The organism is Cellulomonas sp. CW35 (genome assembly GCF_052378485.1).
Lineage (GTDB): Bacteria > Actinomycetota > Actinomycetes > Actinomycetales > Cellulomonadaceae > Cellulomonas > Cellulomonas uda.
On record NZ_CP199000.1, the window covers coordinates 3,160,609 to 3,175,603 of the forward strand.

8 protein-coding genes are annotated in these 14,995 nt (G+C 76.1%); 2 read left to right on the top strand and 6 right to left on the bottom strand.

Annotated features, from left to right (window positions below; translation table 11 throughout):
• Positions 1-38: 38 nt before the first annotated feature.
• The 5 genes from ACT17Q_RS14420 to ACT17Q_RS14440 all read right to left on the bottom strand — a co-directional run bounded on the left by ACT17Q_RS14420 (position 39) and on the right by ACT17Q_RS14440 (position 8,685).
• Positions 39-3,116, bottom strand: coding sequence for an FAD-linked oxidase C-terminal domain-containing protein (locus tag ACT17Q_RS14420; protein ID WP_444663269.1), 3,078 nt, complete (start codon positions 3,114-3,116; stop codon positions 39-41).
• 390 nt (positions 3,117-3,506) lie between these two features.
• On the bottom strand, positions 3,507-3,746 hold the full coding sequence (locus ACT17Q_RS14425; protein ID WP_094181757.1) for a FeoA family protein: 240 nt from the start codon (positions 3,744-3,746) through the stop codon (positions 3,507-3,509).
• A 147-nt stretch (positions 3,747-3,893) separates the two neighbouring features.
• Positions 3,894-4,331 (bottom strand): OsmC family peroxiredoxin, encoded by a 438-nt coding sequence (locus ACT17Q_RS14430; protein ID WP_141321719.1) that lies wholly within the window; start codon positions 4,329-4,331, stop codon positions 3,894-3,896.
• 297 nt (positions 4,332-4,628) lie between these two features.
• Entirely contained in the window at positions 4,629-6,107 is a 1,479-nt protein-coding gene (locus ACT17Q_RS14435) for a M15 family metallopeptidase (RefSeq protein ID WP_444663273.1), read from the bottom strand.
• A gap of 808 nt (positions 6,108-6,915) precedes the next feature.
• Positions 6,916-8,685 carry a GMC oxidoreductase gene (locus tag ACT17Q_RS14440; RefSeq protein WP_444665403.1) on the bottom strand — a complete coding sequence of 590 codons (1,770 nt, stop codon included), beginning with the start codon at positions 8,683-8,685 and terminating at the stop codon, positions 6,916-6,918.
• 264 nt (positions 8,686-8,949) lie between these two features.
• Here ACT17Q_RS14440 and ACT17Q_RS14445 point away from each other — a divergent pair, with 264 nt between their 5' ends.
• Both ACT17Q_RS14445 and ACT17Q_RS14450 read left to right on the top strand, forming a co-directional pair.
• Positions 8,950-9,636, top strand: coding sequence for a protein-L-isoaspartate O-methyltransferase family protein (locus tag ACT17Q_RS14445; protein WP_444663275.1), 687 nt, complete (start codon positions 8,950-8,952; stop codon positions 9,634-9,636).
• 221 nt (positions 9,637-9,857) lie between these two features.
• Positions 9,858-13,775 (top strand): S8 family serine peptidase, encoded by a 3,918-nt coding sequence (locus ACT17Q_RS14450; protein ID WP_444663277.1) that lies wholly within the window; start codon positions 9,858-9,860, stop codon positions 13,773-13,775.
• Positions 13,776-14,120: 345 nt separating this feature from the next.
• On the opposite strand, the gene ACT17Q_RS14455 is transcribed toward ACT17Q_RS14450, so the two are convergent.
• Positions 14,121-14,801 (bottom strand): ribonuclease H family protein, encoded by a 681-nt coding sequence (locus tag ACT17Q_RS14455; protein WP_444663279.1) that lies wholly within the window; start codon positions 14,799-14,801, stop codon positions 14,121-14,123.
• Positions 14,802-14,995: the final 194 nt, after the last annotated feature.

Below are 14,995 nucleotides of genomic sequence, written 5' to 3' on the forward strand. Positions count from 1 at the left end.
CGCGGGTCCGCCGGGGCGCGGGTCAGGCGGGGCGTGGGTCAGGCGGGCGTGGGCTCGGCGCGGTCGGGCGGTGCGGGGGTGGGGCGTGCGCCGAGCCGGGAGGCCAGGAGCTCCGCGAGGTGCATGCCCTGCACACCCGCGAGCTGGTCGGCCTGCGTGCGGCACGAGTAGCCGTCCGCGAGGTAGATGTCACCCGGGGCCGCGTCGCGCAGAGCGGGCAGGAGCGAGTTCTCCGCGACCGCCACCGAGACGTCGTAGTGGCCCTTCTCCATGCCGAAGTTCCCGGCGAGCCCGCAGCAGCCGGCCATGGCCGAGAACGTCGCGCCGGCGTCGGTCAGGAGCCGACGGTCAGGCGTCCACGTCATGACGGAGTAGTGGTGGCAGTGGGGCTGGACGACGGCGGTGACGTCGGACAGGTCGGGGACCTGCCAGCGGTCCCCGGGGCCGACCGGCGCGGGGGCGGTGAGCAGCTCGGCGAGCGTCCGGGTCTCGCGGGCTACAGCCACCGCGCGCGGGTCGTCGGGCAGGAGGTCGCGCAGGTCGGAGCGCAGCACGGCGGTGCAGGACGGCTCGAGGCCGACGATCGGGATGCCGTTCACGGCGAACGGTCCGAGCACCTCGAGGAGGTGCTCGAGCTGGTGGCGCGCGCCCTCGAGCTGGCCCGTGCTGATCCAGGTCAGGCCGCAGCACGCCTGGTGGTCGGGCACGAGCACCTCGTAGCCCGCGTCGCGCAGCACCGCCACCGCAGCCCGCGCGACCGACGGCGCGAGCGCGTCGCTGAACGAGTCGGTCCACAGCAGCACCCGCGGCCGGGAGCCCGTCGGGGCATCCGTCGGGGCATCCGCGCGAGCACCCCCAACCTCTCCGGTCCGCTCACCCGCCGGGCCGCTCGGCTGCCCGCTCGCCTGGTCGGTCGTGGGCGACGAGGACGTGGGCGGCGCCGGGGCGAGCGAGGCCGCTGCGCCCGAGGCGACCCGGGTCACCTCGGAGGCGCCCGCGCGGCGGACCCAGCGGCGGAACGGCTCACCGGCGAACGTCACCATCTGCCGGCGGGTGTCCATGCCGCCCGCCGCGAGCACGAGCTTGGCGATGGGACGCACACCCAGGACGGCGTTGGCCACCGACGCGACGCCGGGCAGCCCCGTGACGAGCCGCGCCCACCGGGGCAGCCATCCGAGCGCGTAGTGGTTCACGGGACGCAGGCGGCCGCGGTACGTGCGGTGCAGCACCTCGGACTTGTACTGGGCCATGTCCACGCCCGCAGGGCAGTCCGACGAGCACGCCTTGCAGCTCAGGCACAGGTCGAGCGCCTCGTGCACCTCGGGCGAGGACCAGCCGCGCGACACGAGCGAGCCGTTCGCCATCTCCTGGAGAACCCGGGCCCGCCCGCGCGTCGAGTCCTTCTCGTCCTTCGTCGCGAGGTACGAGGGGCACATGAAGCCGCCCGCCGCGGTCGAGTCGGCGCGGCACTTGCCGACCCCGACGCAGCGGTGGACGGCCGTCGTGAGGTCGCCCGCGTCGTGCGCGAAGGAGAAGCCCGTGGTCGCGGGCAGCGGGCGCGCGGCGGGCCGGCGCAGGTCGGCGTCGATCGCCGCGGGCCGCACCAGCACGCCGGGGTTGAGCAGGTCGCGCGGGTCGAACAACGCCTTGAACTGCCCGAAGACCTCGATGGCGCGCGGCGAGTACATCACGGGCAGCAGCTCGGAGCGTGCGCGGCCGTCACCGTGCTCGCCCGACAGCGACCCGCCGTGCGACGCGACGAGCTCGGCGGCGTCCTGCATGAACGCGCGCAACGGGTCGCCCGTGCGCTCGAGCGGGATGTCGATGCGCAGGTGCACGCACCCGTCGCCGAAGTGCCCGTAGGCCAGGCCGTCGACCCGGTGCCGCGCCATGAGCGCCTCGAGGTCACGCAGGTACCCGCCGAGCTTCGCGGGTGGCACGGCGGAGTCCTCGAACCCGGGCCACGCCTGCTCACCGGACGGCGTGCGACCGCCGAGGCCGGCCCCGTCCTCGCGGATGCGCCACATCGCGGTCGCCTCGGCCCCCGGCGGGAAGAGGGCCACGGCTCGGGTCCCCGCGTCGGCGGCCAGGGCGCGGGCGCGCTCGAGGGCCTCGTCGAGCGTGTCGCCGCCGACCTCGACCATGAGCCAGCCCGCGCCGGGCGGCAGGTCCGGCACGGCGGCCGCACCGCGAACTCGTCGGACCACGTCCACCAGACGCGCGTCCATGCCCTCGATCGCGATGGGCCGGTGCGCCAGGAGAGCGGGGACCGCGTCCGCGGCGGCGGGCATGTCCGGGTAGCCGAGCACGACGAGCACGGGCGCCGCGGCGATCGGGACGAGCCGGAGCTTCGCCTCGAGCAGCGTGCCGACGGTGCCCTCCGTGCCGACGAGCGCCTTCGCGAGGTCCGTGCCGTTCTCGGGCAGCAGGTGCTCGAGCGAGTAGCCCGACACCTGACGGCCGAACCGGCCGAGCTCGGTGCGCAGCAGGTCGAGGTTGGCACGCACGAGCGCGGGCAGACCCGCCACGACGTCGAGCGCACCCTCACCGGCGCGCGCCTCGACCCGCCGGCCCGTGCCGTCGACGAGGTCGAGCGCCAGCACGTTGTCGGCCGTCCGGCCGTAGGCGACGGCCCGCGGACCGCACGCGTTGTTGCCGATCATCCCGCCGAGGGTCGCCCGGGTCCACGTCGAGGGGTCCGGGCCGAACCGCAACCCGTGCGGCGCGGCGGCCTTCTGCAGCGCGGCCATGACGACGCCGGGCTGGACCCGCGCAGTCCGCTCCTCGGGGTCGACCTCGAGGATGCGGTTGACGTGCCGGGAGAAGTCGAGGACCACGCCGGGGCCGACGGAGTTGCCCGCGACGGACGTGCCCGCGCCGCGGGCCGTGATGGGCACGCCTGCCTCGCGGGCGACCGCGAGCGCCGCCTCCACGTCGTCGGTGTCCTGCGGGAACACGACGACCTGCGGGACCACCCGGTAGTTCGACGCGTCGGTCGAGTACTCCGCGCGACGCCGGGACGAGTCGTCGACCGCCCCGCGCACCGCGGACCGGAGCGCGGCGACGACGTCGGTCCCGGCGCTCTTCTCGTCGGCCACAGCAGTCACGGGAGGCATCTTCGCACCACCGCCCGAGGGCGGTCCGGGACCACCCGAGGACCGGACGCCGCCCCCGCACCCGGGTTCCCGGCGCCCCACCGCCGCCTACCCGCCGCCTCCTGCCGCGACCGCCCTCGTCGGCGCCGCACGAGGGCTGGCAGGTCGCGTCGCACGCAGGCGCGTCCACGGGCGGTGCAGGGCGTGTGGACCCGGTCGGGCCCGGGCGGTGTCGTGTACCGAGGCGAGGCAGGAGTGGGGCCCGGGCAGGCCCAGGCAACGCCGTGGACCCGAGGACGCAGGACTGCGGGCCCGGCGGGCCCCGGCAACGTCGTGGAGCCGAGGTGGTGCAGGGGTGCGGGGGCACGGCGGCCGGGCCAGGGCGACACGGTGGGCCCTCGGCGGGCGGTGTCAGGCCGGGTCGATGCCGTGGACCGGGGAGACGTAGCGGCGGACGCAGGTCCAGGACCGGAGCGCGAACCGGTCGGTCCCCAGCCCGACCTCACGATCGCCCAGCCCGCCGCGGTGGGTCACGTGCACGGCCGCGCCCGGGGCGAGCCCGAGGCTCCGGCACCGGCGACGCATCGCGGTGTCGAGGTCGATGCGGACGGCCCGGGCAGCGTCGCCCGGTGTCCCCTCGGCGAGGGTCACGCTCGCGACGGTAGGCCCCCGACGAGCCGTCGGCCTGGGCCGGAGGTCCTCGGGGGACGTCCGCCCAGGCCGACGACTGCCCAGGTCAAGCGTGATGAAACGCCCGCCGGCCGGCCACGGTGTGTCGAGCAGCGAGCGACCGCGGCGTCAGGCGAGAGCGGCGTCGAGCGTGATCTCGGTGCCGGTGAGCGCCTTGCTCACGGGGCAGCCGGCCTTGGCGCTCTCGGCCGCGGCACGGAAGCCGTCGGCGTCGAGGCCCTCGACCTGCCCGCGCACGGTGAGCGCGATGCCGGAGATGCGGAACCCGCCGGCCGGGTCGGGGCGGAGGGTGACGTCCGCCTTCACGTCGAGCGCGACGGGCGTGCCGCCGGCCTCGCCGATGAGCGCGGACAGCTGCATCGCGTAGCAGGACGAGTGCGCGGCCGCGATGAGCTCCTCGGGGCTCGTGACGCCGCCGGCCTCGTCGGCCGCGCGCCGGGGGAACGAGACGTCGTAGGCACCGGCGCCCGAGCTCGAGAGCTCGACGTGACCGCTGCCGTCGGCGAGAGTTCCCTGCCAGGAGGTGTGTGCGCTGCGCGTGGGCATGACCGCTCCTTCGTCGTGACGTGGATGTGCGCCCGCGACCGCGCTGGTGCGGTCGGCGGACCGCCGGCACCAGCGACGACGCGCATCGCGCGGCGTCCGGGCCGGCTCGTCCACGCTAGGCGCGGGGGCCGCCCGCCGCAGCCCGGCGGCCACGCCTCGGACACCCGGGCCCCGACCGGCACGCATCACCCGGGAGCCCGCTCCCGGCCATGGGGCGTCACGCGCCGGCGGGCCGCTCGGGCATCACACCGGCTGTGCGCGTCACACCGGCTGCGTGCGTCACACCGGCCGCGCGCGTCAGCGCACGTACTCCCAGTGCCACGCCTCGGGCTTGCTGCCGCCCGCGCGCGCCCACGCGGGGTGGACCCAGCCGAACTCGTCGGCGTGCTGCTGCATCCACGCGTGCTGCGCGGTGCCGAACGACTGGATGCCGCCGCCCAGGTCGACCGCGATGCCCGTCCCGTGGTTCGACGTGCCGGGGGCCGCGCACAGCCAGCCCTTGGTCGCGCGGCACGTGACCTGCGCGCCGTACGAGCGGTACGAGTCGGAGACCGCGAGGTGCGTCCCGAAGTCGTCGAGGTACGCGGCGTCCAGCGCATCGAGGTCCTCGGCGGCGTCGCAGCGCAGCAGCTGGCCGGCGTCGAACGACAGCGCGCACAGCGCCGACGACGGCACCCGGCCGTTCGCGTAGCCGAGCAGCGACTTCTTCCACGCGGCACGCTCGGCCGCGGCTGCCTCGGCCGCAGCCTCGGCGGCGGCCTTCGCGGCCGCCTCCTCCTGCGCCTTCTTCGCGGCGGCCGCGGCGGCCGCGGCGGCCTTCTTCCGCTCGGCCTCGAGGCGCGCGGCCTCCTCCTCGGCGGCGATGCGCGCGCGCTCCTCCTCCGCGGTGTCGAGGACCTCGCCGCTGAGCGCGACGACCCGCGCGAGGGCCGCGCGGATCTTGCGGGTCGTGGCGTCCTCGGGCCCCTGGACCGGCGGGATCTCGACGACGTCGTCGGCGGACGGCTCGGCGGGGTTGTCGGTCGCGCCCTGCGTGGGGCTCTCGGTGGAGGTCTCCGTGGAGGTCTCCGTGGAGGTCTCGGTGGGGTTCTCGGCTGCCGTCCCGGTCGCGTCGGGGGTCGGGGTGGCCGACGAGGCGGCACCCCCTGCCGCACCCGTGTCGGCCGGGTCGGCGGGCGCGGGCGTCTGCTGCGGGGCGCCGGCCGTGGCCAGCAGGTCCTGCGACGCGCTCAGCAAGGGCTCGCTCGAGGGCGCCTGGGCGTCGGCGGCAGGAGCGTCGGCAGCGGCTTCGTCGGCCGCGGGAGCGTCGGCAGCGGCAGCGCCGGCGGCGGGAGCGTCGGCAGCGACAGCGGTCGGCTCGTCGGTCGCGCCGCGGGCCGCACCCGAAGGCGTACCCGAACCCGCGCTACCCGAGCGCGCGCTCGTCGTGCGCTCGGTCGAGGTACGCGACCCGCTGCGGGACGCGGTGTCCGCACCGCGCAGCTCGGCGATCCCGAGGTCGGCGACACCCGCGTCGTCGAGGAGGTCCTCGAGCTCGGCGGTCGCGGCCTCGAGGGCGGCGAGGGACTCGTCGTCGAGCGTGACGTCCTCCGCGGCGAGGCTGGCCTCGTGCGCGGTCTGCACCGCCTCGAACGCGGCGCCCGCGACGGCCGTGCGCGCCTCGCGCATGGCGGTGCGGTCGGAGCTCGCCGCCGCGGTGCTCTGCGCGACGAACGCACCGAGCGAACCGGTGAGGGCGACGACGACGAACCCCTGCGCCAGTCGGCGGGGGGTCATACGGAAGGGGCGCGGGCTGGCCGGGACAGCCGCGTGGCGGCCGCTGCCGGACGTGCGCCGGCGCTGCGGCTCGTCATTCATCGCGTCCACGTTAAGAACGTTCGGACGGGGGACGGCGTGACGTGAGGTCAAGGTTCTGCGAAGGCTTTCGAGGGCGCTTCGCACATGTCGGACACGCCCGGTGCCGGTGGTCGCGTCGGGCCGTCGACGGGTCGCGCGGCGCCTCGGGGGTGTCGCCCCTGGTCAGTCGGCGGATGTCCCGACGAGGCCGTGGAGAACGTTCTGGCATGAATCGGGCAGCCGCTCGCGACGCGCCGGACATCGCTCCCATCACACTTCCGCCACATTTTTCACCCGCTCGCAGCGGCGTGTCGCGCGGATCACAGTGGGGCCTTCACCCAGTCGCAGAGCCCCGCGACCTGCACAAACGCCCCACGGCTGCGCGAACCGGACATCCGGTCCCGCTCGACGCCGCCGCCGCGTCCGCGGCACGCGACGCACGGCAACGGCGTGCGCGCCGTCACATCTCCGCCACGCGCGGCGAGCCCCTCCCCGAGGCGGGTGGCGGCGAGCCGAGTAACGCGGAGCGGATGGCGCGGAGCCGATGCTGCCGGGCGGGATGGCGCGGAGCCGATGCTGCGGACGGGATGGCGCGGAGCCGATGCTGCGGACGGGATGGCGCGGAGCCGATGCTGCGGACGGGATGGCGCGGAGCCGATGCTGCGGGGCGGGTGCTGGGAGCGGATGGTGCGGAGCGGGTGCTTGGAGCGGATGGCGCGGAGCGGGTGGGTCGGTCGCGGCGACGGGGTCAGGGGTCCGGGTGCGCGACGCCCCGCGTCGGTCGCAGCGCGCCCGGCGCACCGGCCGGGACCACCGGGCGGGCCGGGGCGACCGGGGCCAGGCGCAGGTAGGGCTCGCCCGGTGCGGGGCGCGGGTCGACCTCGCCGCGGTTGGGCCACAGCGCGCACGCGCGCTCGGCCTGCGCGGTGATGGTGAGCGACGGGTTCACGCCGAGGTTCGCCGAGATCGTCGAGCCGTCGACCACGTGCAGCCCGGGGTGACCGTGGACGCGGTGGTACGGGTCCACCACGCCCTCGTCGCGGGTCCGCCCGATCGTGCACCCACCGATGAAGTGCGCCGTCATGGGCACGTCGACGACCTCCGCGAGGCTCGAGGCCGGGAACCCGCCGAGCCGCCGCGCCATCGCCCGGTACGCGGCGTGCGCCTGCGGGATCCAGGTGGGGTTCGGCTCGCCCTCCCCCGGTGTCGACGTCAGCCGCACCCGGCCGCGCCACGTGCGGCGGGGGCGCACGACGATCGACGCCCCGCCCGTCTGCATGACGAGCCCGATCACGGTCCGTTGCGACCAGGACCCGATGCCCAGCACCAGCGACGCGACCTGCCCGGGGTGCCGCGCGACCGTCCCGAGCCACCGCAGCGCCCGCTCGGCCCGCGCCCCACCGGGCCGCCCGTCGGCGGGTGCGACGCCCGCGCCGCCACCGCCCGGGCGGGTGCGACCCGCGGTGAGGACGGTGGAGAGCAACCCCATGAGGTTCGACCCGCGTCCGTACCGCACGGGCTCGAGGTGGGTGCGCTCGTCGAGCCACACGGACGACGTGATGGCGACGCCGCGGGTCAGGTCGGGCGCCGAGCGCCGGTCCCGCCACCGGGCGACGGCCCCGCCGAGCGCCTCGGAGTTCGTCCGCGTGAGGTGGCCGAGCCGGTCGGACAGCTCGGGCAGCACGCCGTCGGCCTTGAGGCGGTGCAGGAGCACCTGCGTCCCCCACGCACCGGCGGCGAGCACGACCTGCCCGGCGCGCAGGGTCCTGCGGCCCCGGCGTGGGTGCCCCGTCGCGGCGACGTCGACCTCCCACGTCCCGTCGGCGGCGGGGCGCACGGACGTCACGGTGGTGAGCGCACGGACGCGCGCGCCCGCACGCTCGGCGAGCGCGAGGTAGTTCGTCGTCAGCGTGTTCTTCGCGCCGAACCGGCAGCCCGTCATGCACGCGCCGCACTGCGTGCACCCGCGACGCTGCGGCCCGACCCCGCCGAAGAACGGGTCGGGCACCGCCTGGCCGGGCTCGAGCCGTCCGTCCCGCCCGAACACCACGCCGACCGGCGCGAGGCGGAAGGACCCCCCGACCCCGAGGTCCTGCGCGGCGCCGCGGACCACCTCGTCGGCCGGTGTGGTGCTGGGATTCTCGACGACGCCGAGCATGCGCCGCGCCTGGTCGTAGTGGGGCGCGAGCTCGGCGCGCCAGTCGGTGATGCCCGCCCACTGCGGGTCGTCCCAGAACTCGTCACGCTCGGGCTCGTACAGCGTGTTCGCGTAGACCAGCGAGCCGCCGCCGACGCCCGCGCCGGCGAGCACGACCACGTCGGGCAGCACGTGGATCCGCTGGATGCCCGTGCACCCGAGCCGCGGCGCCCACAGGAACCGCCGCACGTCCCAGGACGTGCGCGGCAGCGTGTCGTCGGTGAAGCGCCGGCCTGCCTCGACGACGAGCACGCGGTAGCCCTTCTCGACGAGGCGCAGCGCCGCGACGCTCCCGCCGAAGCCGGATCCGACGACGACCACGTCGGCGTCGAGCGGGTCGCCGGCACGCCCGTCGGCGTGCTCGTCGGCACGCTCGTCGGCGTGCTCGTCGGCGGCGACGACGCCCGGCGCCTGGGGCGCGGCGGGGTGCGCGGGCGGGTGCGACGACGTCGTCGTGGTCCGGGGGGCGGTCACCCGCCTAGTGTCGGTGGTGAGCGCGGCGTGCGCCGCCACCGCCACGTGCGGCGCGCGCCGTCCCGGACGGAAGCGGACGTACCACCTCGCCCGAGGCGACGGAGGCGGCGAATGCGCGATGACGGACCTGGCGACGAGCGCGGCCGAGCTGACGAGCGCGGCCCAGGTGACGAGCACGGCCGAGGCGACGAGCGCGACGGCACGCACGAGGCACCCGCCGCGAGCCAGCGGGTCGCGGACGCGATGCGGGCGGTGCCGCGCGCGGACTTCCTGCCGCCGGCGCAGCGCGGCAACGCCACGCAGGACCAGGCGCTGCCGCTGTGGCAGGGGTCGACGTGCTCGCAGCCGAGCACGGTCGCGGCGATGCTGCGCCTGCTGGACGTGCCGCGCGGCGCGAGGGTGCTCGACGTGGGCGCGGGCTCGGGCTGGACGACGGCGCTGCTCGCGTGGCTCGTCGGGCCGCAGGGCGAGGTGCTGGGTCTGGAGCTGGAGCCGCAGATCGCGCAGTGGGGCGCGCAGAACCTCGAGCGGTTCGTCGCGCAGCACCGCGCCGAGGTGGGTCGGGCGCGGCTCGAGCGGGCCGAGCCGGGCACGGTCGGGCGCCCGCGCGCGGGCGGGTGGGACCGGGCGCTGGTGTCGGCGGCGGCGCGGACCGTCCCCGACGCGCTCGTCGGGATGCTCGCGGACCCGGGGCGGCTGGTGCTGCCCGTGCGGTCGACCATGCACCTCGTCGTGCGGGCGGACGGGCAGGTCAGCGTCTCGACGCACGGCTCGTACGCGTTCGTCCCGCTGCGCTGACCGGGCGCCGCCGCACCCGAGCGCACCTGAGCGCACCTGGGCGCACCTGGGCGCACCCCGGCGGCAGGTCGGGCAATGGGGAGCGAACGGGTGACGCGGGACGTACCGGTAAGTAACGTGCGTCGGGCGTGCTGCATGACCGCCGAGGAGGGAACGAGGACGATCGCCGGTCCGACGATCACGCGGGACGCTCCGTGAGAACCACGACTCCAGGGGTGCACATGTCACGTCCACCAGCTCGTCGTCCCGCGCTCGCCGCAGCCACCGCGCTGTCCGTCGCGCTCACCACCGGTGTCCTGGCGACCTCCGCGTCCGCCGCCCCACCGGGGCCGCCCACGCCGGCCGACCACCGCATCGACCCGTCACGGCTCGACGCGTCCCTCGCCGAGGCACGCAAGACCGTCGGCATCGCGGACGCCGAGGGCCGGGTCACGGCGCTCGTCACGCTCGACGCCCCCGCCGGGGTGGACGTCGCCGCGCAGGGCAAGGACGCCGTGCAGGACGCCGCCGCGCAGACCCAGGCGGTCGCCGAGGCCGTCGTCCCCGCCGAGCTGACCGCGCGGAACGCCCGCTCGGCGACGCCCAAGCGCGTCGGCACGCTCACCAACCTCGTCGCGGGGACGCTCGTCACGGGCGACGCCGCCAAGATCCGCGCGCTCGCCGCGAAGGACCAGGTCACGGCCATCTACCGGGTGGTGGAGAAGCGCACGACGAACTCCAGCACGGTCGCCTTCACCCGCGCGCTGCAGGCGTGGCAGGACACCGGGCAGACCGGTGAGGGCGTGAGCCTGGCGGTCATCGACACGGGCCTGGACTACACGCACGCCGACTTCGGCGGCGCCGGGACCCAGGAGGCGTACGAGGAGGCGTACGGCGAGGACGGCACGCAGCCCGTCGACCCCGCGTGGTTCGACGCGGCGAAGTTCGCCGGCGGCTACGACTTCGCGGGGCCGCTGTACGACGCGAGCCTCGACGAGCCGGGCTCCACGGACGTCCCGACGCCCGACGAGAACCCGATCGACGCGCTGGCCACGTCGCCCAACTCCGGCCACGGCACGCACGTCGCGGGCAGCGCCGCGGGCTACGGCGTCGATGCCTCGGGTGACACGTTCCGCGGCGACTACGCCACGCTGACGGACGTGTCCGACTGGGAGGTCGGCCCCGGCTCGGCCCCGCGCGCGCAGCTGTGGTCGTTCAAGGTCTTCGGTGACATCGGCGGGTCCACGGACCTCACGAGCCTCGCGCTCGACCGCGCCGCGGACCCGGACGGCGACGGCGACCTGTCCGACCGGGTCGACGTGGTCAACATGTCGCTCGGCGGCGACGGCGCCCCGGCCGACGACCCCGACAGCCTGCTGGTGGACGAGCTCACGAAGCTGGGCGTGCTCGTCACCAACTCCGCGGGCAACGCCGGCGACATCACCGACATCGGGGGCGCGCCGGGCAACGCCGCGAGCGCCCTCACCGTCGCGAACTCGGTCGGCTCCCCCGTGCTCGACGCCGTGAAGGTCACCGCGGCGTCCGACGACGCGCTCGTGGGCGACGAGCTGCCCGCGCAGAACTCGGTCGCGTACGCGGGTCCGGACGTCGAGGCGCCCGTGGCGTACCTCGGCGCGACGTTCGACGGGTGCACCGCGTTCACGGCCGCGCAGGCCGCTGCGGTCGCCGGGAAGATCGCGTACCTGTGGTGGGACGACGACGACACGTCCCGCCGGTGCGGCTCCGCGGCGCGCTTCACCAACGCGGCGACCGCCGGTGCGGTCGGCGTGGTGCTGCCCACCGAGCTCACGGTGTTCGCCGCGGGCATCGCGGGCAACGCGGCCATCCCGGGCGCGCAACTCACCCAGCAGTCGACCGACGCGCTCCTGCCGGAGATCGAGGCGGGGACGCTCACGCTCTCGATCGGCCCCGGCCACGCCATGAGCGGCAGCCTGGACGGTGCGCAGGACCTGCTGAACGACGGCTCGTCGCGCGGCGTGCACGGTTCGCTCGGCGTCGTGAAGCCCGACGTCGCGGCGCCCGGCACGGGCATCCTGTCCGCCGCGTCGGGCGGCGGCTCCGCGGGGCACGTGCTGTCCGGCACGTCGATGGCCGCACCGCACGTCGCGGGCATCGCCGCGCTCGTCCGGGCCGCGCACCCGCGCTGGTCGCCGACCGAGGTGAAGGCCGCGATCGTCAACACCGCGACGCACGACGTCACGACCGAGCCCGGCGGGGCCGGCCTGGCCTACGGGCCGGAGCGCGTGGGCGCCGGGCGGGTCGACGCGCTCGCCGCGGTCGAGACCGACGTCGTCGCGTACGCCGCGAAGGACCCGGCGCTCACGTCGGTGGCGTTCGGGGTCGTCGACGTGGGCGCCACGAAGGTCACGCGCAAGTCCACGGTCACGGTCCGCAACTTCGGCCGGTCCGCGCAGAGCTACGACGCGTCGTTCGCCGCCGCGTCCACCACGGGCGGCGCGACGATCACGGTCTCGCCCGCACGCGTCACCGTCCCGCGCGGCGGCAAGGCCACGGTCACGCTCACGCTGTCGGTGGACCCGGCGACGCTCGAGCGGGACATCGACCCGACGTCGTCGCTCGAGCAGGGCGGGCTGCCCCGCGAGTACGTCGCGGCGCTCACGGGCCGGCTCGTGCTCGACTCGCGGTCGGGTGACGACGAGCTGCGCGTCCCCGTGCAGGCGGCGCCGCGGCTCGTGAGCGACCTGCGCGCCCAGGACGTCACGTTCACGGGGTCCGCGGACACCGCGGGCCTGGCGCTGCGGGGCCGCGGTGTCGCCTCCGGCGGGTGGCAGTCGCTGACCACACCGCTGGTCCTCGGCGCCACCAGCCCGCGTCTGCCGCGGGAGGCGACGCTGGGCACGTCCCGGTCGGCCGTCCGGTCCGGTGACCTCCGCTACGTCGGCTGGTCGTCCACCGCGCCGTACGTCGAGGCGCTCGGCGCCGACCCGCAGGAGTACGGCCTGCTCGACGTCGGCCTCGCGACCGAGGGCGACTGGGCCTCGCTCGGTCGCAGCGTGTTCCCCGTGATCGACATCGACGTCGACGGGGACGGCAGGTTCGACCTCGAGTCGATCGTGTGGAAGCTCGACGACGCGATCGACCTCACCGTCGTCGCGACGTACGACCTGCACGCGCCCGCGAGCGCTCCGGCGGTCGACGTCCAGCCGGTCAACGCCGAGCTCGGCGACGTCGACACCGGCGTGTTCGACTCGAACGTGCTGGTCGCACCGATCGCGCTCGGCGCGACCGGCATCGCGCCCGGGGACACGCCGACCGTCACCGTGTGGACGTACTCGCCGTACGGCGGGGACGACTCGGTGGTCGACGAGGCCGAGGCGTTCACGGTCGACCCGTACTCGCCGCCGTTCTGGTTCGAGAACGACCGGTCGTCCCTCGTCTCGACGAACGGCGCGGGCGGGGTGAGCATCCCGGTGCACCGCTCCGCCGACGCGACGAGCGGCGAGCTGCTGGTGCTGCAGCACCACAACCGCGACGGCAAGCGCGCGCAGGTCGTCGACGTCACGGTCCCGACGAGCACGACGACGACCCTTGCGGTCAGCGGCGGCACGTCGTACGGCTCCACGGCGACCCTCACCGCGAGGGTCGCACCGTCGGCCGCGACGGGGTCGGTCGCGTTCCGCGACGGCACCCGGCTGCTCGCCGTGGAGCGGGTGCGTCACGGGACGGCGACCGCGCGGGTCCGGCTCGGCCTGGGGGCGCACTCGCTCACCGCGTCGTTCGTGCCCGACCGCGGGGCGCCGTACCTCGCGTCGACGTCGGCGCCCGCCGCGTTGACGGTCGGGAGGTCGGCGACGACGACGTCGGTGAAGGTGCTGGGCGCGGGCGGCTCGTCCCGCTCGTCGGCCCTGCCGGCCGGCGGCAGGGGCGGGTCGCACGGACCGGTCACCGCGGTCGTCACGGTGGTCGGGACGACCGCCGCACCGTCCGGCACGGTGACCCTGTCCGAGGGCGGGGCGACGCTGGGCACCGCGAAGCTGTCGGTCCGGCGGCTCACCGGCACGGCCACGGTCATGCTGCGTGACCTGGCGCCCGGGTCGCACACTCTGACCGCGACGTACCCCGGCACGGCGACGACCGCGCCCTCCACCGGCACGGTCACCGTCACGATCCGCCGCTGACCCGCAGGACCACCGCACGACGACCCCGCGGTCGCTCCGGCTCTGCCCCACGAGACCCGGAGCAACCGCGGGGTCACGCGTGTCCGGACGGCTGGGGGCGGGGTCGGGATCAGAAGAGCGGGTCCATCCCGACGAGACCGGGGTTGCTCCGTGTCCCGGCCGCCGAAGCCGGAACAAGCACGGCCTCGGCCGTGGCGTCCCCGACGAGACCGGGGTCCCTCCGGGTATCCACGCTCGAACCCGGAGCAACCGCGGGGTCGACGACGGGGCGGTGACTGTGGGGTCGACGGGGGTGGGGTCGGTGACCTCAGTGGCGAGGACCGTGGGGTCGGGGTGGGGTCGGGACTAGAAGAGCGGGTCCATCCCGACGAGACCGGGGTTGCTCCGGGTCCCGGCCGCCGAAGCCGGAACAAGCACGGGCTCGGCAGGTGGGTTCCCGACGAGACCGGGGTTGCTCCGGGTATCCGCGCTCGGACCCGGAACAACCGCGGCGTCGACGGTGGGGGCGGTGGCCTCGGAGTCGACGGTGGGGGCGGTGGCTTCGGAGTCGACGGTGGGGGTGGGGGGCGCGGGCGTGGGGGGTGGGGGGAGGGTGCCGGCGCGGGCGGCGCGGGCGGCGATGCCCGCGAGCTCGTCGGCGCGCTCGTTGAAGCGGTCGCCGCGGTGGCCGCGCACCCACGAGAACGTGACGGGACCGGTGCGCTCGCGGATCGCCTGGTCGATCGCCTGGACCAGCGCGAGGTTCTGGACCGGGCCGCCGCTCGCGGTGCGCCAGCCGCGCCGGCGCCAGCCGTGCACCCACTCCGACGAGCACTTGATCGCGTACTGCGAGTCCGCCTCGATGCGCAGCGGCTCGGGGCCGGGGTGCGCGAGGACCGCCTCGAGCACGGCCGTGAGCTCGGCGACCTGGTTGGTGCCGGAGGGTGCGCCGCCGCTCGCGCTCGTGCCGTCGTGGTTGGCCCACGCCCAGCCGATCGCGCCGCCGGGGTTGCGCAGGCAGGAGCCGTCGGTGCTCACGGTGATCATCGGCGCCATTGTCCGGCACGGCGCCCGGCCCGCGCGCCGCGCGTCCACGGCGAGCACCGGCGGCCAGCGCGTGGTCGGGCGGCCCGTGGGCGTCCGGCGGGCGGCCCCGCGCACGGGTCGCGGCGTACCGGGCATGTCCCCCAGTCGCGACACAAGTGTTTCGATCTGGTTACAAACGCCCGGAGAGCTCTACC

What these genes read in the sequence shown, in the direction of transcription:
- ACT17Q_RS14435 (WP_444663273.1), bottom strand. Translation starts at nt 6,107, where the DNA reads ATGACCCCCCGCCGACTGGCGCAGGGGTTCGTCGTCGTCGCCCTCACC.
- ACT17Q_RS14445 (WP_444663275.1), top strand. Translation starts at nt 8,950, where the DNA reads ATGCGCGATGACGGACCTGGCGACGAGCGCGGCCGAGCTGACGAGCGC.
- ACT17Q_RS14420 (WP_444663269.1), bottom strand. Translation starts at nt 3,116, where the DNA reads ATGCCTCCCGTGACTGCTGTGGCCGACGAGAAGAGCGCCGGGACCGAC.
- ACT17Q_RS14450 (WP_444663277.1), top strand. Translation starts at nt 9,858, where the DNA reads ATGTCACGTCCACCAGCTCGTCGTCCCGCGCTCGCCGCAGCCACCGCG.
- ACT17Q_RS14430 (WP_141321719.1), bottom strand. Translation starts at nt 4,331, where the DNA reads ATGCCCACGCGCAGCGCACACACCTCCTGGCAGGGAACTCTCGCCGAC.
- ACT17Q_RS14455 (WP_444663279.1), bottom strand. Translation starts at nt 14,801, where the DNA reads ATGATCACCGTGAGCACCGACGGCTCCTGCCTGCGCAACCCCGGCGGC.